This is a genomic window from Allokutzneria multivorans (genome assembly GCF_039537405.1).
Lineage (GTDB): Bacteria > Actinomycetota > Actinomycetes > Mycobacteriales > Pseudonocardiaceae > Allokutzneria > Allokutzneria multivorans.
Genome location: NZ_BAABAL010000018.1, coordinates 494,323 through 516,059, shown reverse-complemented (window position 1 = coordinate 516,059; position 21,737 = coordinate 494,323). Strand labels below are relative to the sequence as shown.

Annotated in this window: 22 protein-coding genes; 18 read left to right on the top strand and 4 right to left on the bottom strand. The window is 70.6% G+C overall.

Going from position 1 to position 21,737, the window contains the following annotated elements; all coding sequences use genetic code 11:
• The first annotated feature begins 88 nt into the window (after positions 1–88).
• Positions 89–1,489: an MFS transporter gene (locus ABD798_RS26520; RefSeq protein WP_344880173.1), complete on the top strand. Its 1,401-nt coding sequence runs from the start codon at positions 89–91 to the stop codon at positions 1,487–1,489.
• Between the two features lie 62 nt (positions 1,490–1,551).
• Positions 1,552–2,337 carry an ArsR/SmtB family transcription factor gene (locus tag ABD798_RS26515; RefSeq protein WP_344880170.1) on the top strand — a complete coding sequence of 262 codons (786 nt, stop codon included), beginning with the start codon at positions 1,552–1,554 and terminating at the stop codon, positions 2,335–2,337.
• An 18-nt stretch (positions 2,338–2,355) separates the two neighbouring features.
• Here ABD798_RS26515 and ABD798_RS26510 read toward each other — a convergent pair whose 3' ends face one another.
• The 3 genes from ABD798_RS26510 to ABD798_RS26500 are packed head-to-tail and all read right to left on the bottom strand — an operon-like array spanning position 2,356 to position 5,886.
• Complete coding sequence (locus ABD798_RS26510) at positions 2,356–3,069, bottom strand: hypothetical protein (RefSeq protein WP_344880167.1); 714 nt, start codon at positions 3,067–3,069, stop codon at positions 2,356–2,358.
• Between the two features lie 22 nt (positions 3,070–3,091).
• Positions 3,092–5,437 (bottom strand): glycoside hydrolase family 3 C-terminal domain-containing protein, encoded by a 2,346-nt coding sequence (locus ABD798_RS26505; RefSeq protein WP_344880164.1) that lies wholly within the window; start codon positions 5,435–5,437, stop codon positions 3,092–3,094.
• 23 nt (positions 5,438–5,460) lie between these two features.
• Positions 5,461–5,886 carry a MarR family winged helix-turn-helix transcriptional regulator gene (locus tag ABD798_RS26500; RefSeq protein ID WP_344880161.1) on the bottom strand — a complete coding sequence of 142 codons (426 nt, stop codon included), beginning with the start codon at positions 5,884–5,886 and terminating at the stop codon, positions 5,461–5,463.
• 65 nt (positions 5,887–5,951) lie between these two features.
• Here ABD798_RS26500 and ABD798_RS26495 point away from each other — a divergent pair, with 65 nt between their 5' ends.
• From ABD798_RS26495 to ABD798_RS26445, 11 genes are all read left to right on the top strand, one after another.
• The gene (locus ABD798_RS26495) at positions 5,952–6,368 is read left to right on the top strand and encodes a PaaI family thioesterase (protein ID WP_344880158.1); all 417 of its coding nucleotides are present in this window, start codon (positions 5,952–5,954) and stop codon (positions 6,366–6,368) included.
• Positions 6,369–6,483: 115 nt separating this feature from the next.
• Positions 6,484–6,897 carry a hypothetical protein gene (locus ABD798_RS26490; protein WP_344880155.1) on the top strand — a complete coding sequence of 138 codons (414 nt, stop codon included), beginning with the start codon at positions 6,484–6,486 and terminating at the stop codon, positions 6,895–6,897.
• A gap of 545 nt (positions 6,898–7,442) precedes the next feature.
• Positions 7,443–8,021 carry a TetR/AcrR family transcriptional regulator gene (locus tag ABD798_RS26485; protein WP_344880152.1) on the top strand — a complete coding sequence of 193 codons (579 nt, stop codon included), beginning with the start codon at positions 7,443–7,445 and terminating at the stop codon, positions 8,019–8,021.
• A gap of 70 nt (positions 8,022–8,091) precedes the next feature.
• Positions 8,092–9,048 (top strand): alpha/beta fold hydrolase, encoded by a 957-nt coding sequence (locus ABD798_RS26480; RefSeq protein ID WP_344880149.1) that lies wholly within the window; start codon positions 8,092–8,094, stop codon positions 9,046–9,048.
• A gap of 339 nt (positions 9,049–9,387) precedes the next feature.
• Positions 9,388–9,732, top strand: a complete 345-nt coding sequence (locus ABD798_RS26475) for a histone-like nucleoid-structuring protein Lsr2 (RefSeq protein WP_344880146.1) — start codon at positions 9,388–9,390, stop codon at positions 9,730–9,732.
• Between the two features lie 180 nt (positions 9,733–9,912).
• A complete protein-coding gene (locus ABD798_RS26470; protein ID WP_344880143.1) occupies positions 9,913–10,569 on the top strand; it encodes a TetR/AcrR family transcriptional regulator in 657 nt (218 codons plus the stop codon).
• A complete protein-coding gene (locus ABD798_RS26465) occupies positions 10,566–12,143 on the top strand; it encodes an MDR family MFS transporter (RefSeq protein ID WP_344880140.1) in 1,578 nt (525 codons plus the stop codon). The genes ABD798_RS26470 and ABD798_RS26465 overlap by 4 nt, the downstream gene beginning before the upstream one ends.
• Positions 12,144–12,220: 77 nt before the next feature.
• Positions 12,221–12,916 carry a response regulator transcription factor gene (locus ABD798_RS26460; protein ID WP_344880137.1) on the top strand — a complete coding sequence of 232 codons (696 nt, stop codon included), beginning with the start codon at positions 12,221–12,223 and terminating at the stop codon, positions 12,914–12,916.
• A 13-nt stretch (positions 12,917–12,929) separates the two neighbouring features.
• Positions 12,930–14,309 carry a sensor histidine kinase gene (locus tag ABD798_RS26455; protein ID WP_344880134.1) on the top strand — a complete coding sequence of 460 codons (1,380 nt, stop codon included), beginning with the start codon at positions 12,930–12,932 and terminating at the stop codon, positions 14,307–14,309.
• Between the two features lie 63 nt (positions 14,310–14,372).
• Positions 14,373–15,626 (top strand): bifunctional glycosyltransferase family 2/GtrA family protein, encoded by a 1,254-nt coding sequence (locus ABD798_RS26450; RefSeq protein ID WP_344880131.1) that lies wholly within the window; start codon positions 14,373–14,375, stop codon positions 15,624–15,626.
• Positions 15,623–17,419: an ArnT family glycosyltransferase gene (locus ABD798_RS26445; RefSeq protein ID WP_344880128.1), complete on the top strand. Its 1,797-nt coding sequence runs from the start codon at positions 15,623–15,625 to the stop codon at positions 17,417–17,419. Before ABD798_RS26450 ends, ABD798_RS26445 begins: the two co-directional genes overlap by 4 nt.
• A gap of 134 nt (positions 17,420–17,553) precedes the next feature.
• On the opposite strand, the gene ABD798_RS26440 is transcribed toward ABD798_RS26445, so the two are convergent.
• Entirely contained in the window at positions 17,554–18,399 is an 846-nt protein-coding gene (locus ABD798_RS26440) for an oxygenase MpaB family protein (protein ID WP_344880125.1), read from the bottom strand.
• A 125-nt stretch (positions 18,400–18,524) separates the two neighbouring features.
• Here ABD798_RS26440 and ABD798_RS26435 point away from each other — a divergent pair, with 125 nt between their 5' ends.
• The 5 genes from ABD798_RS26435 (at position 18,525) to ABD798_RS26415 (ending at position 21,664) form a co-directional block, all read left to right on the top strand.
• Positions 18,525–18,839, top strand: a complete 315-nt coding sequence (locus ABD798_RS26435) for a hypothetical protein (RefSeq protein ID WP_344880122.1) — start codon at positions 18,525–18,527, stop codon at positions 18,837–18,839.
• Positions 18,840–18,937: 98 nt separating this feature from the next.
• Entirely contained in the window at positions 18,938–19,675 is a 738-nt protein-coding gene (locus tag ABD798_RS26430) for a hypothetical protein (protein WP_344880119.1), read from the top strand.
• 11 nt (positions 19,676–19,686) lie between these two features.
• On the top strand, positions 19,687–20,085 hold the full coding sequence (locus ABD798_RS26425) for a hypothetical protein (protein WP_344880116.1): 399 nt from the start codon (positions 19,687–19,689) through the stop codon (positions 20,083–20,085).
• A 170-nt stretch (positions 20,086–20,255) separates the two neighbouring features.
• On the top strand, positions 20,256–21,290 hold the full coding sequence (locus tag ABD798_RS26420; RefSeq protein WP_344880113.1) for an RNA ligase (ATP): 1,035 nt from the start codon (positions 20,256–20,258) through the stop codon (positions 21,288–21,290).
• A 149-nt stretch (positions 21,291–21,439) separates the two neighbouring features.
• A complete protein-coding gene (locus tag ABD798_RS26415; RefSeq protein ID WP_344880110.1) occupies positions 21,440–21,664 on the top strand; it encodes a DUF2277 domain-containing protein in 225 nt (74 codons plus the stop codon).
• The last annotated feature ends 73 nt before the right edge of the window (positions 21,665–21,737 follow it).

Below are 21,737 nucleotides of genomic sequence, written 5' to 3'. Positions count from 1 at the left end.
GTGGACCTTCCCCTCGATCGTCGGTCAGCGCGCAGGGCCCCGCATCCCGGGAGCTGCGGGGGACCCGGTCGGCGGCCAGGATGTGATCATGACTCACGACCAGCCCGACCCCCGCCGCTGGAAGGCGCTCGCCGTCAGCCTGAGCGCCGGGTTCATGGGCCTGCTCGACGTCAGCATCGTCAACGTCGCCCTGCCCTCGATGCAGTCCGGTCTCGGCGCCTCCGCCGGAGCCGTGCAGTGGGTCGTCTCCGGCTACGCGCTGGCCTTCGGCCTGACCCTGGTCGCAGGCGGACGGCTCGGCGACGCGCTCGGCCGCCGCACGATGTTCCTGCTGTCCCTGGGCGGGTTCGTGCTGACCAGCGCCCTGGCCGGGATGGCGGCCGACACCACCACGCTGATCGTGGCGCGGCTGCTCCAAGGCGCCTGCGCGGGACTGCTGAACCCGCAGAACTCCGGCCTGATCCAGGACCTCTTCCGGGGCCCGGAGCGCGGGCGCGCCTTCGGCTTGCTCGGCGCCTGCATCGGCGTCTCCACGGCGGTCGGGCCGGTGCTGGGCGGGGTGATCATCGCGATCTTCGGCGCGGAGCAGGGGTGGCGGTGGGTCTTCTTCGTGAACCTGCCGATCGGCCTGGTCGCGCTGGCCTTCGCGCTGCGGCTGCTGCCCGCCGACCGCCGTCGTCCCGCGCGCCTGCGCGAGGAGATCGACGTCGTCGGGGCGCTGCTGCTGGGCCTGGCGGTGCTGTGCGTGCTGCTGCCCCTGGTGCAGTTCGAGAACGACGGCCTCGCGCGGTTCTGGTGGCTGTTCCCGCTCGCGGTCGTGCTGGGCTGGGTGTTCGTCAGGTGGGAGCGCCACACCGTCCACAGTGGACGATCACCCCTGCTGGACACGCGACTGTTCACCGACACCCCCGGGTACTCCTCGGGAGCCGCGATCGGCGCCGCGTACTTCTGCGGCTTCACCGGGGTTTTCGTTGTCCTGTCGATGTTCTTCCAGACCGGGCAGGGCTACACGGCGCTGGAGTCGGGTCTCGTGGTCACCCCGTTCGCCCTCGCCTCGGCGCTGGCCGCCGGGCTCGCGGGTCGTGCGGTCGCCCGCTTCGGCCGCCGCATGACGATCCTCGGGCTGTGCCTGGTGGCGGCCGGGTTCACCGTCGCCGGAGTGCTCGCGCTGACCGCTCCGGAGAGCGGGCTCGGCGTGTGGGTGGCGCTGCCGCTGGCGGTGGCCGGGCTCGGCGGCGGGATGGTGATCTCCCCGAACACCACGATGACGCTGGAGCACGTGCGCGGCGAGATGGCCGGGGTGGCGGGCGCGGTGTTGCAGACCGGTCAGCGCGTCGGCACCGCGATCGGCGCGGCGCTGCTCGTCGCCGCCTTCCACGTGGTCGCGGCGCACGCGGGCGGGCGAGCCGGGCTGGCGGTGGCCCTGGCCTGCGCGGTGGCGCTGGTGCTGCTGGCGCTGGTCCTGGCGGTGCGGGAACGGCGCGGTTGACATGCAGCCAGAAGGCTGCCTATATTTCAGGCAGCCAACCGCCTGCCTATCGAGGGGGAGCGATGGACGAGGTGTTCAAGGCGCTCGGCGACGCCAGCAGGCGGCGCCTGCTGGACAGCCTGAACGCGCGCAACGGGCAGACGCTGCGCGAGCTGTGCTCCGGGCTGGACATGGCCCGGCAGTCGGTGAGCAAGCACCTGGCGCTGCTGGAGGACGCGGGCCTGGTGACCACCGCGCGCCGGGGGCGGGAGAAGTTGCACTACCTCAACGCAGAGCCCATCAACGCCATCGCCGACCGCTGGATCGGGCAGTACGCCCGGCAGCGCGTGCGAGCGCTGGCCGACCTCAAGACCGCATTGGAGCAGGAAACCGTGAGCCGGACCGAGTTCAGCTACACCACCTACATCAGGACCACGCCCGAGCGGCTCTGGCAGGCGCTCACCGACCCGGCCTTCACCGACCGCTACTGGGGCGAGCGCTTCGAGACCGACTGGAAGAAGGGCTCGGTGATGACCTGGGTCTCCGACGAGAAGCGGATCGCCGACCCCGAGCAGGTCGTGCTGGAGGCCGACCCGCACCGCAGGCTGTCCTACACCTGGCACACCTTCACGCAGCAGTTCGTCGACGCCTACGACATCGACGCCGAGACGGCCGCGAAGATCACCGCGGAGCCGCGTTCCCAGGTCACCTTCGACCTGGAGCAGGAGGGCGAGCTGGTCAAGCTCACCGTCGTGCACGACGGGTTCGAGCCGGGCAGCGCGGTGCTCGGCATGATCAGCGGCGGCTGGCCCTCGTTGCTGTCCAGCCTCAAGACGCTGCTGGAGACCGGGGAACCGCTGCCGCGGTGAGCACCGCGCTGCCGGTGCTCAGGGCCTCGGCGGCAGGTCGAGCTTCCGGCAGGGCCAGCCGGTCCCCTGCTCCGAGCCGGTCTTGTGCATGCCGGAGGCGCAGACGTCCAGCTCGCCCTTGACCACGTCCGGGATCTTGTACAGCCCCATCGTGACGTACCCGGTGCCGGGGGCGAGCTTCGCGTTGGGGCTGTAGTTGGTCGCGTAGCTGTGCATGGCCCAGCTCTTGGTGAGCAGGACCATGTCGGTGTGCGGGTTCTCCGTCCCGGCGTGGCAGTAGCCCGCGACGAAGATCGGGTTGTAAGCGCCCGTCGGGCACCCCTCGGACGGGGCCTGCGACTGGGCCCAGCGCACGTTGAGGTCGCGCGGACCGAAGTCCTCGACCTCGATCGCGGGGTCGGCGGAAGCGACGGCGAAGTACACCTGGAGGAACTTCGTCCCGGCGGGCGCGGGCTTCATCTGACTGGAGTGCTCGGTGGACCACTCCACCTTGAGGACCTTGACGGCGGCCTTGGCCTTGTTCACGCCGATGCGCGAGCTGGGCTGGAAGACCATCGCCTCGCCCGGCACGTCGGCGAAGGTCTGGGGTTTCGCCGGATCGCTCTGCTTCGAGGTGCTGGTGTCGCCGCCCGGCGTGGTGGGGGAGGTGTTCGTGCTCGTGCCGCCCCCACCGCACGCGGAACCTGACAACGCCAGCACGGCCGCGAGCGCGACCATTCGGATCGTTCTCATGGTGCATGCCTACCGGACCGTCCTACCAGGACTGCGACCGCACCCTGATATCGCCCGCGCAACGTCCCACGAGGATGTCGAACGGGCCCGCTTCGCGCCGCCACCCGCCCTCCGCCCAGTGCTCGAACGCACGCTCGGGGAGGTCCACCACGGCCTCCACGGTCTCGCCCGGCGCGGCGGTCACGGCGGCGAAGCCCGCCAACCACAGCACCGGGCGCTCGATCTCCGACGTCGGCCGCGAGAGGTAGACCTGCACGACCTCGCGCCCGGCCCGCAAGCCACTGTTGGACAGGCGCACGCGCACGCGATTTCCGTGCTCCACAAGGACTTCCGAGTACTCCCACGTCGTGTACCCGAGGCCGTGGCCGAACCAGTACGCGGGCTGCTCGCCGCTGCGCAGCCATCCCCGGTGCCCGATGTCCAGGCCCTCGGAGTACTCCAGCCTGCCGTCCACCGGCGTCACCGAGGCCGCCGAAACGTCCTCGGCGGGCCACGTCGTCGGCAAGCGCCCGCCCGGCTCCGCCGCGCCCAGCAGCACATCTGCCAGCCCGGCGCCGCCTTCCTGGCCGGGCAGCCAGCTCAGCAGGACGGCGGGCACCTCATCGCGCCACGGCATCAGCACCGGCGCTCCGGAGTTCACCACGACGACGGTCCTCGGGTTCACCGCGCTGACCGCGCGCACCAGCTCGTCCTGCCTGCCGGGCAACGCGAGCGTGGCTCGGTCCGATCCCTCGCTCTCCGACTCGTCTGTCGTGCCGACCACGACCACCGCGACATCGCTGGTGCGAGCCAGCTCCACGGCCTTGGCGAACGCGTCGTCGTCGCGCGGCGCGTCGGCCGAGAGCACAGAGGCTCGGGGCGAGTCCGGGGCGAGCTGGCGGCGGGCCACGAGGAGCACCGGCCTGTCCGCCTCCAGTGCGACCGTGACCGTGCGCCACCTCGGGTCCAGGTAGAGCGTCGCGGGGTCGTCGGTGTCGACCTCGATCACCTCGTCGATGACGGTCTTCCCGTCCACCACAAGGGAAACCGGGCCCCATGCGCCGAAGGACAGCTTCCAGTCGCCGGAGACCTCGGGGTGCAGGACGGCTTGGAGTTCGACGATCCGCTCGCCCTCGGCGCGACCCGGCTCCGGCAGCCTGCCCGTGAACCGGTGCTCGCTGAGCAGCTCCGCGCCGTCGGCGTCCAGGATGCGCACGAGCACGCCGGGCTCGCCCGTGACGGGGTGCGTGGCGTTGTCCCGGTGCAGCGGCGTCGGCTTGGTGGTCGTGCGGACGCCGGGGGAGTGCACGACGTCGGCGACGCCTTCGAGCGCCGCGCGCAGACCGTCCACAGGGGACACCACGGCCGCCGGGTAGACCTCCGCGCTGCCGCCGCCCTGGAAGCGCACCGACGCCGCGTTGGGACCGACCACCGCGACACGCTCCACAGTGGACAGTGGAAGGAGGCCGCCTTCGTTGCGCAGCAACACCGTGCTCGCCGTGACCGCCTCGCGGAGCAGCGCGCGGTCATCACCATGGGGCTCACTGCTCGAAGGTCCGCTCACGCGTGCGGCTAGGCGCACCAGGCGGCGGATCTTCTCGTCCAGCGCGGACTCCGGCACTGCTCCGCCGCGCACCGCCTCGGCGAGCCCGAGGTTCCAATGGCTGCGCGGGCCGGGCATCACCAGGTCCTGCGGCGCGTTCGCGGACGCGGCGACCGAGCGCACCGCGCCCCAGTCGGAGACCACGACGCCGTCGAAGCCCCACTCGCCCTTCAACGGCTCCGCGAGCAACGGGTTCTCTGTCATCGTCGTGCCGTTGACCGCGTTGTAGGCAGCCATGACCACCCATGCGCCCGCTTCCACCGCCGCTTCGAACGGCGCCAAGTACAGCTCGCGCAGCACGCGTTCGTCCACGCGGGCGTCCAACGTCATCCGGTCCGTCTCGGAATCGTTGGCCACGTAGTGCTTCGCCGTCGCCGCGACTCCGCCGGACTGCACGCCCTTGATGAAGGCGACGCCGATCCGCGCGGTTAGCACAGGGTCCTCGGAGAAGCACTCGAAGTGCCGTCCGGTCACCGGCGAGCGGTGCAGGTTGATCGTGGGCGCGAGCAGGACGTCCACGCCCTTGCGCCGCGCCTGGGCCGCCAGCACCGCGCCGAGCCGCTGCACGAGTTCCTCGTCCCAGGTGGCCGCGAGCGCGCTGGGGGAGGGCAGCGCCAGCGAGTGGTCGCGCTCGTCCCAACGCTCGCCGCGCACCCCGATCGGGCCGTCGGACATGACCAGCTCGCGCAGCCCGAGCGCGGGGTCGGCGTTCGTGCGCCACATGGTCTTTCCGGTCAGCAGCCGGACTTTCCGCTCGATCGGCAGGCCCGCGAGATCATCGTCCACGCACCCCACCGTAGCCGGGTCGCTCAGGGCTGCCAGCGGGCGAGTCGATCAAGGGCGGCGGCCGTGCGGAGGAACCCGTCCTCGCCGAGCAGCTCGCGCATCTCGGCGTTGAAGCGCTCGATCTCCGGCCGCGCGGCACCGAGCGCGGCGGCCCCGTCCTCGGTCAACTCCAGCACGAAGGCGCGGTGCTCGCGCGGGTGCGGCGCCTTGCTGACGAGCCCGGCCGCGACGAGCCTGCCGACCAGCGCGGTGACTCCCGGCTCGCGCAGCCCGAGCGTCGCCGCGAGCTCCCGCTGGGTGAGCCCCGGCCGCTCGCGCACCGCGAACAGCGCGCCGAGCTGCGCCGTGGTGATCCCGGCCGCCGCGGCGCACCGCCGGTCGGCCACCGTGCGCAGCTGGTGCGCCGCCCGCTGGAGCAGGAAGAACAGGCGCTGATCGGGCTCGGACATGCGTCGATCTTGACAGACCGGGCGGCACTGGCGATGCTCACTTCACTAGCGAAGTGAGGTGAGCGGTGCCCGACATCCCCGATCTGGAGACCGCGCGCGAGGTCCTGGCGGCCCAGCCGTTCAGCGCGCTGCTCGGCGCCCGGCTCACCGCCTTCGGCGGCGGCGCGGCGACCCTGGAGCTCGACGTCCGCGACGAGCTGCGCCAGCAGTACGGCGTCCTGCACGGCGGCGTGCTCGGCTACGCCGCCGACAACGCGCTGACCTTCGCGGCGGGCACCGTCGCCGGGGCCGGGCTGATCACCGCTGGGTTCACCATCGACTACCTCCGCCCCGCCGACGGCGCGGTGCTCCGAGCCCACGCCACCGTGGTCCGGGCCGGCCGCACCCGCGTGGCCTGCCGCTGCGATCTGTCCACTGTGGACTCCGACGGCGTCGAGACGCTCTGCGCCGTCGCCCAGGGCACCATCGCCCGCCTTTCGTGACTTTCCGTGATCACTCGGGCGGCGGTACCCATGATCCGGTGGCGGCTCCACCGGGAAGGGTGATGATCGCGCGGCGGTGCGCGTCGCGCGCCGCCACCCATCTAGGGTCCCCGGGGTGGTAACGAACGACGCACTTCAGGCTCTGATGGAGGCGGTTGAACGGGCGCTGACCGGGCTGGAACGCCTGCCGTCCGAACCCCTCCCCTTCGCGGCCGCCGCCCTGATCGCGGTCGAGTTCGGCGCGGTCGCGACCCAGACCGAGTCGCGACTCTCCGTCACCCTCGACGAGCGCTCCGCCCCCGTGGTCACCGCCCTGCGCGCCGCCCGCGTCGCACTCGCCGCCGACGGCTTCGACCCGCAGGTCGCCCACGACCGCTTCGTCGAGCTGCTCGCCAGCGTGCACGAGTACCGCCAGGCCAAACGCTCGCGCAACGCCTTCAACGCCCTGTGGCAGGACGCCATCCCCGAGCAGTTCACTCGCCCCTCCGGCCGCTCCCGCCACCGCGCCCCCGACCCCCACGCCGTCTGAGGCCTGTCCTGAGAGCGGTTGCGCTCTGCGTCCCCGGCGCGGTGTCGCCAGGGTTGGGATGTCTTCAAGACCGGCAAACCCCGCTGTTGATCATCGCTAATCGCCTCAAACCCTTCGGTCCTGCGGGGTTTGCGGTAGTTGAAGACGGCAGGGGTGGGGGTTGGGTGGTCTTGAAGACCCACAAACCCGCCGCCTCGCCCACCCATGCCCGGCGCCCAGCGCTTCCCCTTTCCCCCAGCCCCAACCTCGCCCCTGCCCCCCGCTCCTGACAGCAACCTCCCCGTCCCCTGCGCCTGCTCCGTCCGCGTGCCCCGAACGACCCCTTCGGGTACCTCAACTCCCTGAATGACCCGTTGAGGTACTTGAACTCCCCGAACGGCCCTTTCAGGTACTTGAGCGCACTGAACGGGTCGTTCAGGTCCCTCAACGCACTGAACGGGTCGTTTGGTGCGTTGAGCGCACTGAACGGGGCGTTGGGGGCGGCGGGTGCGGGGCGAGATCGGGGTTACTGGACCGATCGTTCCAGAGTTGCTACGGTCTGCGGCATGGGCAGGACCAAGGAGTTCGACCCCGACGTGGCGCTGCGCGCGGCGATGGAGCTGTTCTGGCGGCGCGGGTACGAGGCGACCTCGATGCAGGACCTGGTCGACCACCTCGGCATCGGCAGGGCCAGCATCTACGCCACGTTCGGCAGCAAGCACGAGCTGTACCTGAGCGCGCTGGACCGCTACTGCGAGAGCATGGACGGCAACGCGCTCGCGGCGTTGTCCAAGCCGGGGCCCGCCCTGCCCGCGGTCCGCGAGGTGATGCGCTCCTTCGCGGAGTCCGCGCTCGCCGACGAGGAGCGCAAGGGCTGCATGGTCACCAACACCGCGGTGGAGTGCCTGCCCCACGACCAGCGGGCCGCGCGCCGTGTCGACGCCAGTCACGACGCGGTGGAGACGGCGCTGACCGGCGCGCTGATCCGCGCGCAGAACCAGGGCGAGCTGGCTGAGGACCGCGATCCGCGTGCGATCGCCCGGTTCCTGGTGACCTTCCTGCAAGGCCTTCAGGTGATCGCCAGGACCGGCCACGACCGGCGGCTGACCGACGCGCTGGAGCAGGCGTTCGTGGTGCTCGGCTGAACCTCCCCGCCTCAGGGCGGTGTTGTGCTGCCCTTTTATTGGAACGATCGATCTAGAAAAGGAGTCGGGTATGCGTTTGTCCTTACGGCTCAAGGCGGGTGTCCTCGTGCTCGCGCTGCTGGCCGCCACGGGGGCCGCACCTGTCGACGGGCTCTCCGACGCGGCGCTCGCGCGCTCGCTGCCGGGAGATTTCCGCAGCGCGCACGCGGAGGTCAACGGCACGCGGCTGCACTACGTCGCCGGAGGCCGGGGCGAGCCGCTGGTCCTGCTGCCCGGGTGGCCGCAGACGTGGTGGCAGTACCGCAAGGTGATGCCCGAGCTCGCGAAGAACTACCGCGTGATCGCGGTCGACCTGCGCGGGATGGGTGGCTCGGCCAAGCCGGACTCGGGCTACGACAAGAAGACGATGGCCGCCGACATCCACGGGCTGATCGCGAAGCTCGGGCTCGGCCAGGTCAACCTCACCGGCCACGACATCGGCGCGATGGTGGCGCACAGCGTCGCCGCGAACCACCCGGCGGACGTGCGCAGGCTCGCGCTGCTGGACGTGCCGCACCCGGACGAGAGCCTGCAACGCCTGACCCTGCTGCCGGATCCGGGCGGCTCGCCGCACCTGTGGTGGTTCGCGTTCAACCAGGTGCGGGGGTTGCCGGAACAACTGGTGGCCGGGCGTTCACGGGTGATGTTGGACTGGATGCTCGGAAGAATGCTCAAGGACCAGGCGAGCGTGGACGAGAAGGCTCGTCGGGTGTTCGCGCGGGCCTACGACTCCGCGGATGCGATTCGCGGCGGAAACGGCTGGTACCAGACGTTCAACCAGGACATCGCGGATGCGAAGAACTACGCGAGGGTGACGATCCCGCTGCTCGGGCTGACCAATGACAGCCTGGAGTACGACGGCCTTAGCCCGGTGCTGCCGAAACAGGCGACGAACTTCCGGGTGGTCACGGTGGCGGGCAGCGGGCACTACCTCGCCGAGGAACAGCCGCGCACCGTCGTGGACGAACTGCGCAGGTTCTTCGGCTGAGCCGTTATGCCGCGCTGTTGCGATTGCGGACCCGGTCCGCAATCGCGACAAGGTGCCATAACGTGAGCCCTGGTCGCCCCGCGCCACGCCCGCCGGACTAATCGTTTGAGGGATTTCCTCCACATTTCGACCAGAGCCGACGACGGGGGCTTGCCAGCGTCGTGACCACGGGGTTGAGCCCGCCCGGGGGCTCGTCAACGGTGAATGTGACCGTTGCGCGCGACGCAAAAGTGGGACGGGCTATGTCGAACCCCCTGCGGGTTATTTGCTACTGTCGCGCCCAACGGGGCGACAAAACCGGCCAAACCCGACCTGACCACACCTTCATGGGGGTACAACATGGCTCAGCTGACCATCGTCCAGCTCATTGATGACCTGGACGGAACCAGTAGCGAGGACATCTCGCGCGTCGAGTTCGCTATTGACGGCGTCGCTTACGAGATCGACCTCAACGACGAGAACTCGGCGAAGCTGCGGGACACCTTCGCGCAGTACGTCGACGCCGCGCGCCGGGTCGGCGGCCGGGCGAAGCGGGGCACCGCCCCCGGCAAGGTCGGTTCCACCCGCAGCAAGGACGAGACCCGCGCGATCCGCGACTGGGCCAAGGCGAACGGGCACGAGGTCTCCGACCGGGGTCGCATTCCGAGCAACGTCATCCAGGCCTACGAGGCCTCCAAGAACTAGGGCCTCCCAGAACTGGGCCTCCCAGAACTAGGGGAACGACCAGAGTTCCCTCACGAAGGGCACCACCGCGGGCCGCGCGGTGGTGCCCTTTCGTCATGTCTGGGCCCTGTGCGCGGCCTCACAGAACGTGCAGAGACTGCAACTGTGCAGAGACTGCAAGATTTTTGCTAGCGTGGGCGCATGCCGTCGACCGACCACGTCCCCGCGCAGGCCCTGGGTCTGCGCGCCCGCAAGAAGCTGGAGACGCACCGCGCGCTGACCATGGCCGCGCTGCGGCTGGTCGGCGAGCGCGGGCTGGAGAACGTCACCGCCGAGGACATCAGCGCCGAGGCCGGGGTCTCGCCCAGGACGTTCTTCAACTACTTCGCCACCAAGGAGGACGCGGTCCTCATCGCCTACCCGGAGTCCGAGCAGCGCGCCGAGCAGTCCGCGCGGCGGCTGCTGGAGGCACCGCCGGAGCTGGGGCCGATGGAGGCCGTCCTGGTGATGATCACCGAGGACGTGGCGCTGATCGACGAGAACCGCGAGGAGTGGCTGGCCCGCTTCGCCATCGTCGACGAGCACCCGGCGCTGGCCGCGCGCATCGTCACCGGCCAGCTCAGCGGGGAGCGGCTGATGATCGAGACGATCGCGCGGCGGGTCGGCATGGACGCCGACGCCGACCTGTACCCCGCGCTGCTGCACGGCGTGATCGGTGCCGCGATGAAGGCCGCGATCAAGCTCTGGGCCCACGAGGGCGGACGACGGCCGGTCGCCGAGCTGATCCGCGCCTCCTTCGACGCGCTCGCCGCCGGGCTGCCCGTCCCTGCCGCCACCACCACGAGGGGAAACTCATGACGAGCACGACCGCCGCTCCCACGGAGGCGCGGCAGCACCAGGACCCGAGCAGACGCGTGGTCCTGCAAGCACTGTCCGGGCTGATGATGGGCATGTTCGTGTCCATCCTGGCCTCCACGGTGGTGGCCAACGCGCTGCCGAGGATCATCTCCGACCTCGGCGGCTCGCAGTCGGCCTACACCTGGGTGGTCACCACCGAGCTGCTGGCGATGACCGCGACGGTCCCGCTGTGGGGCAAGCTCTCCGACCTCTACAGCAAGAAACTGCTGGTCCAGCTCTCGCTCGGGTCGTTCCTCATCGGCTCGGTGGTCGCGGGCCTGTCCCAGGGCATCGACGTGCTGCTGGTCAGCCGTGTGGTGCAGGGCATCGGAGCGGGCGGGCTCACCGCGCTGGCCCCGGTCATCCTGGCCACGATCGTGTCCCCGAGGGAGCTGGGCCGCTACTCCGGCGTCCTCGGCGCGGTCTTCGCGGTCGGCACCGTCGCCGGTCCGCTGATCGGCGGCGTGCTCGTGGACACCCCGTGGCTGGGCTGGCGCTGGTGCTTCTTCATCGGCGTCCCGCTGACCGCCGCCGCGATCGTGCTGCTCCAGCGCACGCTGACCCTGCCGACGACGCGCAAGGACGTGAAGGTCGACTACCTCGGCGCCGCGCTGCTGATGACCGGCGTCTCCACGCTGCTGGTGTGGTCCTCGTTGGCGGGCAACCAGTTCCCGTGGGGCTCGGGGTGGACCGCGCTGCTCGTCGGCGGCGGTGTGCTGATCCTCGTCGCGGCGCTGGTCGTGGAGTCCCGCGTGTCCGAGCCGGTGCTGCCGCTGAGCCTGTTCCGCAACCGCACGGTGACGCTGTCGATCATCGCCAGCTTCCTCGTCGGTGTCGCGATGTTCGGTGGAACGGTGTTCCTGTCCCAGTACTTCCAGCTCTCGCTGGGCAAGTCGCCGACGCAGGCCGGGCTGCTGAGCCTGCCGATGATCTTCGCGATGCTGATCTCCTCCACCGTGTCCGGGCAGCTGATCAGCCGCACCGGCAAGTGGAAGTCGCACCTGCTGATCGGCGGCGTGCTGCTCAGCGCCGGGCTCGCCCTGCTCGGCACGATCAGCGCCACCACCTCCGTGGTGCTCCTGGGCTGCTACATGGCGGTGCTGGGCCTCGGCGTCGGCCTGCTCATGCAGAACCTGGTCCTGGTGGCGCAGAACGACGTCCCGCCCAAGGACCTCGGCGCGGCGACCTCGTCGATCTCCTTCTTCCGCAGCCTCGGCGGCTCGATCGGCGTCAGCGTGCTCGGCGCGGTGCTGGCCAGCCGCGTCGGCACCCTCACCGCCGAGGGCCTCGCCGCCGCGGGCGTGGTGGTCCCGGTCGGCGAGTCGCACGGTGCGGTGCCGAACCTGGCGCTGCTGCCCGAGCCGGTCGTGGCCGTGGTGCGTGACGCCTACGGGATCGCCACCAGCGAGCTGTTCCTGATCGGCGTGCCGCTGGCCGTGCTCGCGCTGGTGACCACGCTGTTCATCAAGCAGATCCCGCTCAAGACGCAGAGCGCCGCCCAGCGCCTCGCCGAGGAGGGCTCCACCGCGGGCTAGACCGGTCGCGTGGACCCTTCGGGCTGCTCAGCGGGTTCCCAGCGTTCTCCCAGCAATGCCGGGAAGGATGCGTGAGCATGATCGGAACAGCTCGACCGGCGACCAGGGTCCTCGTCGTTGACGACGAACAGGCGATCACCGAGCTCGTGTCGATGGCGCTGCGCTACGAGGGCTTCGACGTCGTCTGCGCGGCCAGCGTCGCCGAGGCGCTGACCGTGGCCGACCGGTTCACCCCGCACGTGGTGGTCCTCGACGTGATGCTGCCGGACGGCGACGGGTTCTCGCTCGCGCCGAAACTGCACGCGCGGCAGGGCGGGGTCCCTGTGCTGTTCCTGACGGCGCGCGACTCCGACGAGGACAAGATCCGGGGCCTCACCCTCGGCGGGGACGACTACCTCACCAAGCCGTTCTCGGTGGGGGAGCTGGTCGCGCGGGTGCGGGCCGTTCTGCGGCGCACGGGAGCTGCCGCAGCGGCTGAGCGGCTGGTCTTCGCGGACGTGGAGATCGATCCGCGCACCCGCGAGGTGCACCGCGCTGGGCGGTTCGTCGAGCTGACGGACACGGAGTACCGGCTGCTGCACTACTTCGTGGTGAACGCGCGCGTCGTGCTGACCCGGCAGCAGCTCCTGGACCACGTGTGGGGCCAGGACTTCGCCGGGGAAGCCGGAAACCTGGAGACCTACGTGTCCTACCTGCGGCGCAAGCTCGACGACGGGCCCCGGCTGATCCACACCGTGCGCGGCGTCGGGTACGTGATGCGGCTGCCCAGGTGACAGGGCTGTTCAGGTGACAGGGCTGCGCCGCAGGATGGTGCTGCTGACGGTGTTGCTCTCGGCCGTCGCCCTGACCGCCGTCGCCGCGCTGACCTTCACCTCGATGCGGTCGTTCCTGTTGCAGCGCACCGACGAGCAGCTGAACCTCGTGCGTCTGCCGATCGGCGCGAAGCTCGCGGGCGAGCCGATCAAGGAGCCGCCGCGCGGGGTCCAGCACACGCTGGTCAACGTGTACGGCGTGCTGCGCGGTCCGGACGGCCGGTTCGGGCCGGAAACGCGGTTCGGCACCGGAGTGTCCACAGTGGACAAGCCGGTGCTCGCCGACCTCCCGGCGATCGGCCAGGCCAAGTCCGTCGAGGGCTACGCGGGCGTGCGGTACCGGATCGCCGCCTACGAGGCGTTGCAGGGGCTCGAAGGCACGCTCTACGTCGCGATGCCGCTGACCGAGGTCGACGCGACGCTGGACCGGCTGTTCGTGCTCGTCGTGGTGATCACCGCGGCCGTGCTGCTGGCGCTGCTGGTCTTCGCGTTGTCCTTGGTGCGCATCGGTTTGCGGCCGTTGGACGAGATGGAGGCGACCGCGACCGCCATCGCCTCCGGCGAGTACCACCGGCGCATCGCCTACGTCGACAAGACCACCGAGGTCGGCAGACTCGGCCTCGCGCTGAACACGATGCTCGGCCGCATCGAGGACGCCTTCGCGCAGCGGTCGCGCTCCGAGCAGCGGCTACGCACCTTCGTCGCCGACGCCAGCCACGAACTGCGCACCCCGCTGACCTCGATCCTGGGTTACGCGCAGATGTTCCACCGCGGAGCCGCCGCCGACCCGGAGGACCTGCGCACGGTGATGCGGCGGATCGAGGGCGAGTCCTCGCGGATGACGCGCCTGGTGGAGGACCTGCTGGTGCTGGCCCGGCTCGACGAGGGACGGCCGCCGAGGCGCGCGGAGATCGACGTGGCCGCGCTGTGCCGGGACGCGGTGCTCGACGCGAGCGCGCACGAGCCGGGGCGGGTGATCACCGGGCCGGGGGAGGCTCCCGTGCTGGTCGACGCGGACGCCGACCAGCTGCGCCAGGTGCTGGCCAACCTGCTGCGCAACGCCCTCACGCACACACCGCCCGGCACGCCCGTCGAGGTGGTGCTGACGCGCTCGGGCGAGGAGGTCACGATCGACGTCGTGGACCACGGGCCCGGTATTCCCGCTGAGCACCACGAGCAGGTGTTCGACCGGTTCTTCCGGGTCGCGGCGGGGCGGGAGCGCGACAGCGGCGGCGCGGGGCTCGGGCTGTCGATCGTCGCGGCCGTGGTGCGCGCGCACGGCGGGCGGATCGGCGTGCTGGACACCCCGGGCGGGGGAGCGACCTTCCGGCTGGTCCTTTCCGGTGAACCCTGATTCCCAGGCCGCTCCCAGACTCGGCCCAGGAACGGTTGATGATCCACCGCGACCGTAACGATCATGACTTCCACGCAGGCCCCGGCCGGGGAGATCGCCGAGCGGCTCGGCCCGCCGCCCACGCTGCCACCGCCCACCGTCGACGTCGTCGTGCCCGTCCACAACGAGGAACAGGACCTCGGCCCGAGCGTGCGCAGGCTGCACGCGTTCCTGGGCGAGGCGTTCCCGTTCGGCTGGCGGATCACCATCGCCGACAACGCCAGCACGGACGGCACCTGGGCGCTCGCCGCGCAGTTGGTCGAGGAACTGCCCGGGGTCAGCGCGGTGCGCCTTGAGGCCAAGGGGCGCGGGCGCGCGCTGAACGCGGTGTGGACGAGCAGTGACGCGGAAGTGTTGGCGTACATGGACGTCGACCTCTCCACCGACCTCGCCGCGCTGCTCCCGCTGATCGCGCCGTTGGTGTCGGGACACTCCGACGTGGCGATCGGCTCCCGCCTGGCGCGCGGCGCGCGTGTGGTGCGCGGACCGAAGCGCGAGTTCATCTCCCGCTGCTACAACCTGATCCTGCGCGGCACGTTGCGTGCGCGCTTTTCCGATGCGCAGTGCGGTTTCAAGGCCGTGCGCAAGGATGTGGCCGAGCGCCTGCTGCCGTTGGTGGAGGACACCGGCTGGTTCTTCGACACCGAGCTGCTCGTGCTCGCCGAGCGCTCCGGGCTGCGCATCCACGAGGTTCCGGTGGACTGGGTGGACGACCCCGACAGCCGGGTCGACGTGCTCGCGACGGCCGTCGCGGACCTGCGCGGAGTCGCCAGGCTGACCAGGACGCTGGCCTCCGCGACGATGCGGGCTCAGCTGCCGACCACACTGCGCTCCGCGCTCGCCGATGAGCATCCCGGAGTGCCGAAGGGGATGAGCGCGCAGCTGGTGCGCTTCGCGGCCATCGGCGTCGTGTCCACAGTGGTCTACCTGGCGCTCTACGCGTTGCTGCGGCCCATGATGGGCGCGTTCTCCGCGAACGCGGTGTCGTTGCTGCTGTGCGCGGTCGGCAACACCGCCGCGAACCGCTTCTTCACCTTCGGTGTGCGCGGTCAGGAAGGACGGATGCGCGCGCAGTTCGAGGGCCTGGTGGTCTTCGCGCTCGGGCTCGGGCTGACGTCAGGATCGTTGTGGCTGCTGGAAAAGCTCGCGCTCGGCGGCGGTACGGCGGTCGAACTGCTCGTGCTCTGCCTCGCCAACGCCGCGGCCACCCTGCTGCGGTTCGTGCTCTACCGGAACTGGGTCTTCCGTCCCGGCCGTGGAAAGGACTCCGCTCGATGAGGTTCAGGCTTCCCGCGATCCTGGCGCTCGCCGCCGTGCTGCACGCATGGGGGCTGTGGGCGTGGGGATGGGGCAACAGCTACTACACGGCCGCCGTGAGGTCGATGTCCAGTGGCTTCGTCAACTTCCTCTTCGGCGCCTTCGACCAGGCTGGTGTCGTCACCGTCGACAAGCCCCCGTTCTCGTTGTGGCCGCAGGTGATCTCGACGTGGATCTTCGGGCTGCACGGGTGGTCGGTGTTGCTGCCGCAGGCGATCTTCGGTGTGGCGGCGGTGTTCCTGCTGCACCGCACCGTGCGGATCTGGGCGGGGGAGAACGCCGCGCTGCTGGCCGCGCTCGTGCTCGCGCTGACGCCGATCACGGTGGTGATCGACCGCGACAACAACCCGGACACGCTGCTCGTGCTGTTCCTCGTCGGGGCCGCCTACGCCATCACCCGCGCGGTCCAGCCGGACATCACCTCGGGCTCGGCGACGAAGTGGTTGCTGCTGGCCGCTTTCTTCGTGGGCTGCGGGTTCAACACCAAGATGCTCGCGGCGTGGATCGTCGTGCCCGCGCTGGTCGCGGCCTACCTCGCCGGGTCGACGGCGCCGTGGCGCAGGCGGATCACCGACACGCTGGCGGCGGGCGGTGTGCTGCTGGCCAGCTCGTTGTGGTGGGTGGCGCTGGTCGATCTGTGGCCGGGGGAGAAGCCCTACATCGGCGGCAGCACCAACGGCACCGCGTTGGACCTGGTGATCGGCTACAACGGCTTGGCGCGCATCCTCGGCATGGGCGGCGGCGGTCCTGAGGGCTTTCCCGGTGGCCAGGAGATGCCCAAGGCCTTGCGCAACATGATGATGGGCGGCGATCCCGGGCTCGGCCGCATGTTCAACGAGTCCATGGGCGGCCAGATCAGCTGGCTGCTCCCGGCGGCTCTGGTCATCCTCGTCGGCGTTGCTGCTGCGCGCCTGCGGCTTCCGGCCCACCAGCGGGCGGGCTGGGTGCTCTGGGGTGGTTGGCTGTTGGTCAACGGCTTGGTGTTCAGCTTCGCCGGAGGGATCTTCCACTCCTACTACACGACCGCGCTCGCCCCGCCGATCGCTGCCCTGATCGGCGCTGGAGTCGTTGCGGCGCAACGCGTTCGCTTCGGCATTCCCGTTCTTGCGGTGATCACCGCGGCGTGGGCGCTCGTGGTCGTCTACCGCACTCCTGAGTGGAACGCGTGGGTCGGCCCGGTGGTGGCTGTGCTCGCGGTCGCGACGTTCTTCGTCGGCAAGCGCGCCACCGCGCTCGTCGGCGTCACGGCGTTGCTGCTCGCGCCCGCGGTGTGGTCGGCCTCCGCCGCGTTCGGGCCGCCCCCGGCCAACGCCAGCCTCCCTTCGGCCGGCCCGCAGTCCACTGTGGACCTCCACGAGCTGATGCGGCCGGAGGTGGGTGGCGGCAACTGGACCAACAAGGGCGATCTCACCGAGGAGCAGCGCAAAGTCCTCGACCACGCGAGCGCGCGCTCCGGCGGCGCGCGGATCAGCCTCGCGGTGGACGGCGGGGCGATCATGGCGTCGAACTTCGTGCTCAACAGCTCACGAGTGGTCGTCGGCTTCGGCGGCTTCATGGGCGCCGACCCCGCGCCGACCACGTCGGAGCTGGCCGGATGGGTGCGGCGCGGCGAACTGCGCTTCGTCCTCGGCAGCCCGATGCCGGGGCGCGGAGGCGAGGCCGCTTCGCGCATGGCATGGGTGCGCGCCAACTGCACGGTCGTGCCGCACGCGGAGTACGGCGGCACCACCAGCACCCTCTACGACTGCCGCTGACCGTCCGCATGGCCCCCGCGAACACCACTCCTCAACCTTCTCCACCTCCTCAGCGCGGACTGAACGACCCAATGTGGCATTGGTTACGTCTGACGCAACAAATGCCACATTGGGTACGTCAACGGGGCGTGGGGCTAGGTCATCGCCCAGCGGAGGAGGCTGACGATGCCGTGGCCTGCGAGGTGGACGGCGGTGCGCTCCACGGGCGGGAAGTACGGCAGGCGCAGCGGCCACCGCGTCCACGACGGTAGCGCGGCCACGGCGGCTGAAGCCAAAGCGGCGTAAGGGGCTCGTGCCAGCAACGGCAGGGGAGGCTTGAAGAGGAGGAAGCGCGCGGTGTCTCGGGCCTGCGTCGTGCCGCGCAGCTCGGGGCGGTACTCGTCGAGCACGGTCGCCAGCTGCGCGACGGAGCGCGGCGGGTCCAGGACGCCGAGCCCCTCGGCGATCCGCGAGGTGTCAGCGACGTAGGAGTCGGCATCCGCCGGGCTGAGCGGTTCCCGGCCGTAGCGCTGGTAGCAGCGGAGGAAGCTGTCGACCTCCGCCGCGTGCACCCAGCCGAGCAGGTGCGGGTCGCTGGCCCGGTACTCGCGGCCGTCCGGCGCGGTGCCTCGGATGCGCTCGTGCACCGCGCGCACGTGGGTGATCGCCTCTTCGGCGTGCTGGACGGTGCCGAAGGTCGTCATGGCCAAGAAGGTGCTCGTGCGCTGCAAGCGGCCCCACGGGTCCGAGCGATAGCCGGAGTGCCCCGCGACCGCCGCCATCGCCAACGGGTGCAAGGACTGCAACAGCAGCGCGCGCAGTCCGCCGACGAACATCGACGCGTCGGAGTGCACCCGCCGGATCGCGCTGTCCTCGGCGAACCACCTGGGACCCGGCGTCGCGTCGATGAGGTCGCGGTTCGCCGGGCCGTCGGGACCGGCGACGCGCTCGAAGACGCTCGCCCCCACCCGCTGCCGCACGGCGTTCAGCCCGATCGCCATCCCCACCCCTTCCCGCGGGCACCAGCATGCTGGCCCGGGGTCGTGCCCCGGCCACGGTTCGGTCACAGGACGTCTCTCCCGAGCGCCTTTCGCGTTGGCGTCGGTGCCGTGGGGATAATGCGGGGGTGGACCATCTGGTGTGGGAGCACTTCCTGGTGACTGTCGGCGACGTGACGCAGCAGACCTGGGACGGGCAGACCGTGCGGCAGTGGCCGGCGGGCAGTCTGTTCGAGGAGCTGGTGTTCGCCGGTTTCCCCCTCGCGCACAACCCCGACGCGCCCGACGAGTTCTGCCCGGCGCCGGAGTGGTTCGAGTTCAGCGTGGACCCGACGACCGGCAAGGTGATCGTCTTCGCCGAGCTGGACGCCTCCGCGCCCTACGACCTCACCGACAACGGGGACGTCGTGCGGGCCTGGCGCGACGCGCACGTGCCGGGCTGAGCGCGTTTCGGTAGCGGAAGGATCACCCCCGTCACACCGAGGTCCTGGACCGGCGATACCCCGGGTATCACCCGATCCGACCCGAGGACGTGGCGCGCGTGGTCGTACTCCGCCGAACACTTGCCGGTCTCATCGTGCTCGTCGCCGTCGCGGCGGCCGTCAGCAGCTACTGGTGGGACACGACGCAGATCTGCCGCGTCAGCGCCGGCGGCACCCCGTTCATCGGCCTGGCCACGTGCAACCCTTGGGGCGCAACGGATCTGCTGCCCCCGGTGCTGCTCGCGCTGATGCTGTTGCTGCCCGACGTGAGTGAGCTGAGCGTCGCGAACCTGGTGACCCTCAAGCGCGAGCTGAAGGCCCAGAAGGCCGAGTTGCGGGCGACCAACGCCAAGCAGGAGGCCCTTGAGGCCGCGGTGGCTGTGCAGAACGCGCAGAGCATCACGCACACGACGAACTTCTACGCGGCCGTGCCCGCATCGCGGCTGCCCGACCAGATCGAGGGCAAGCGCGGCTTCGTCACGCAGGAACCTGTCCGGCAGCTGCTTTCGACGCCGCCTCAGGACTACGCCGCGAACGTGACCACGCTGATCTTCGAATGGGAGCGGCTGCGGGACGGGCTCGACCCCGGGCTCGTCAGGCCGGAGGTGGTGCGGCACTTCGCGCGGGTGTTCGACGACGAGATCCAGACCGTTCGGGCGGTCCGCAACAGCGTCGCGCATGGCCGCCCCGTCAGCCAGGAGGACCTCGTCGGCGCCATCGAAGCCGCGCGCAAGCTCAACGCGATCTTGGAGGAGTCCCTCGCCCCCGGCGACAGCTCCAACGGTGACCGCTCGTAGCGTGTGCGGACATGAGGTCAAGCACGAGGATCGCCGCTCAAGTGGGCGCCGTGTGGCTCGTCGCGTCGGCAGGCGCGTCGGTCGGCCTGCCCGGAATCGTGTGGGCCGCCTTCGCCGGGGGCGTGGCCGGACTCGTGCTGATGGCGGTGGTCGTGCTCGTGGGTGGCATGGCCCTGCTGGTCGGCGTCGGCGCGATGACCTCGTCGGCGACGGCCATGACCGCCGACCCTGATCGTCGGGTGTGGTGGGCGGTTCTGGTCGAGGGTGTCGGCGCCGTCGCGCTCTTCGCCCTTCGACCGCTGATCTTCACCACCGGCGCCGGCATGCCGTTGTGGATCTTCCTGTCCGGAATCCCGTTCGCCGTCGTGGCGGCGGTGCTGGCGCTCCTCCCCGGCAACCGCCCCACCTGACGCCCGTCCCAACGCGGGTGGTGAGAAGAACTCCACCCAGGGGGCGAAACCGCGTTGCCGCCGCAGTGCGCGATCTTCATGATGGGCGTCGTTGAGCGCTGGCGTGAAGAGGATCCGGTGGGTCGTCGTCGACGCGAATCCACCGCGTGCGAGAAATGGAGATGGCGAGAATGACGCAGACCTCGGGTGGTGAAGTGCGGCGACTGGTGTCGGCGGAGGTCATCGCCGAGATCGGGCCGATCGAGGGCGCGGACGCGATCGAGCGAGCGCGCGTGCGCGGCTGGGACGTGGTCGTGAAGAAGGGCGAAATGGCTGTGGGCGAGGAGGTCGTCTATTTCGAGATCGACTCCGCCCTGCCGCTCTCTGACGACCGGTTCGCGTTTCTCGAACCGCGCGGCGCCAAAACCCTGGGCGACGGTTCCAAGGTGCACGTGCTGAAGACGGCGAAGTTGCGCGGCCAGTACTCGCAGGGCCTCGTGCTGCCGTTGGCGGCCTTTCCCGACCTGGCCGGGGTCGACAGCGGCGGGCTCGCCGAGGCACTGGGCGTGGTCAAGTACGAGCCGCCGATCCCGACGAGCCTCTCCGGACAGGTCAGGGGCGTGTTCCCGGCGCACCTGGTGAAGAAGACCGACGCCGAGCGCGTGCAGAACCTGACCGAGGTCTACGACCGGCTGCTGGCCGAGGGTTCGTGGTTCGCCACGGAGAAGATCGACGGCTCCAGCGTCACCTACGTCGTGACCGGTGACGCGGAGGACCCGATCCGGATCTGTTCCCGCAACTGGGAGTTGGAGCCGAAGCCGGAGCTGACCGGTATGAAGATCGCGCAGCGCTACGACCTCGCCGCGCTGCCCCAGGGCACGATCGTCCAGGGTGAGCTCTACGGCGAGGGCATCCAGGCGAACCCGTTGCGCGTCAAGGGAGTTGCCCTGGCGGTGTTCGGGGTGTTCCGCGACGGGGCGGCGGTTCCCCGGGACGAGTGGCCCGAGCGGTTGGCGGCCCTCAGCGCTCCGGTGCTGGACTGGGAGGTCCCGCGTACGGTCCGGGAAGCGGTCGACCAGGTCGACGGCATGACGTCGGTGATCGCGCCCGGCCGGAAGGCCGAGGGCGTGGTGTGGCACGAGCGGTCCGGCAAGTCCTTCGCCGAGCTCGACGGCCGTTCCTGCTGGAAAGCCATCAGCAACCGCTATCTCATGAAGAACGGTTGACCAGAGGCCGGTGCTTCCGCCCAGCGGCGGCGGCACCGGCCGGTCAGCGAGACCGCGTGCTGAAGCGGCAGCGCGCCCGCATCGCCGCCGATCGCGACGGCTCGTGAACCGCGCTGTCGTTGTCGGGGCGGCGTGCTAGACAGCTGAGCATGTGCAGAAGTATCAAAACCCTCCGCCCGCCCTTCGCCGACGACGTCACCGAGATCGACATGCACGCGGCGGCCTTGCAGTACGTCCGCAAGATCTCCGGCTTCCGGAAACCGGCCGCGCACAACGCCGAGGCGTTCGACCGCGCGGTGGCCGCCGTCGCCGAGGCCACGGCCGAGCTGCTCGCCTCGATCGAGGTGCGCGGAGCGGCGAAACCCCAGGGCTGAACGGCAGGCCTGAACGGGCGGGACCGGGCTGCTTCACCCGGACGGCGGTACCGCGACGTTTGCGCACGTCCGG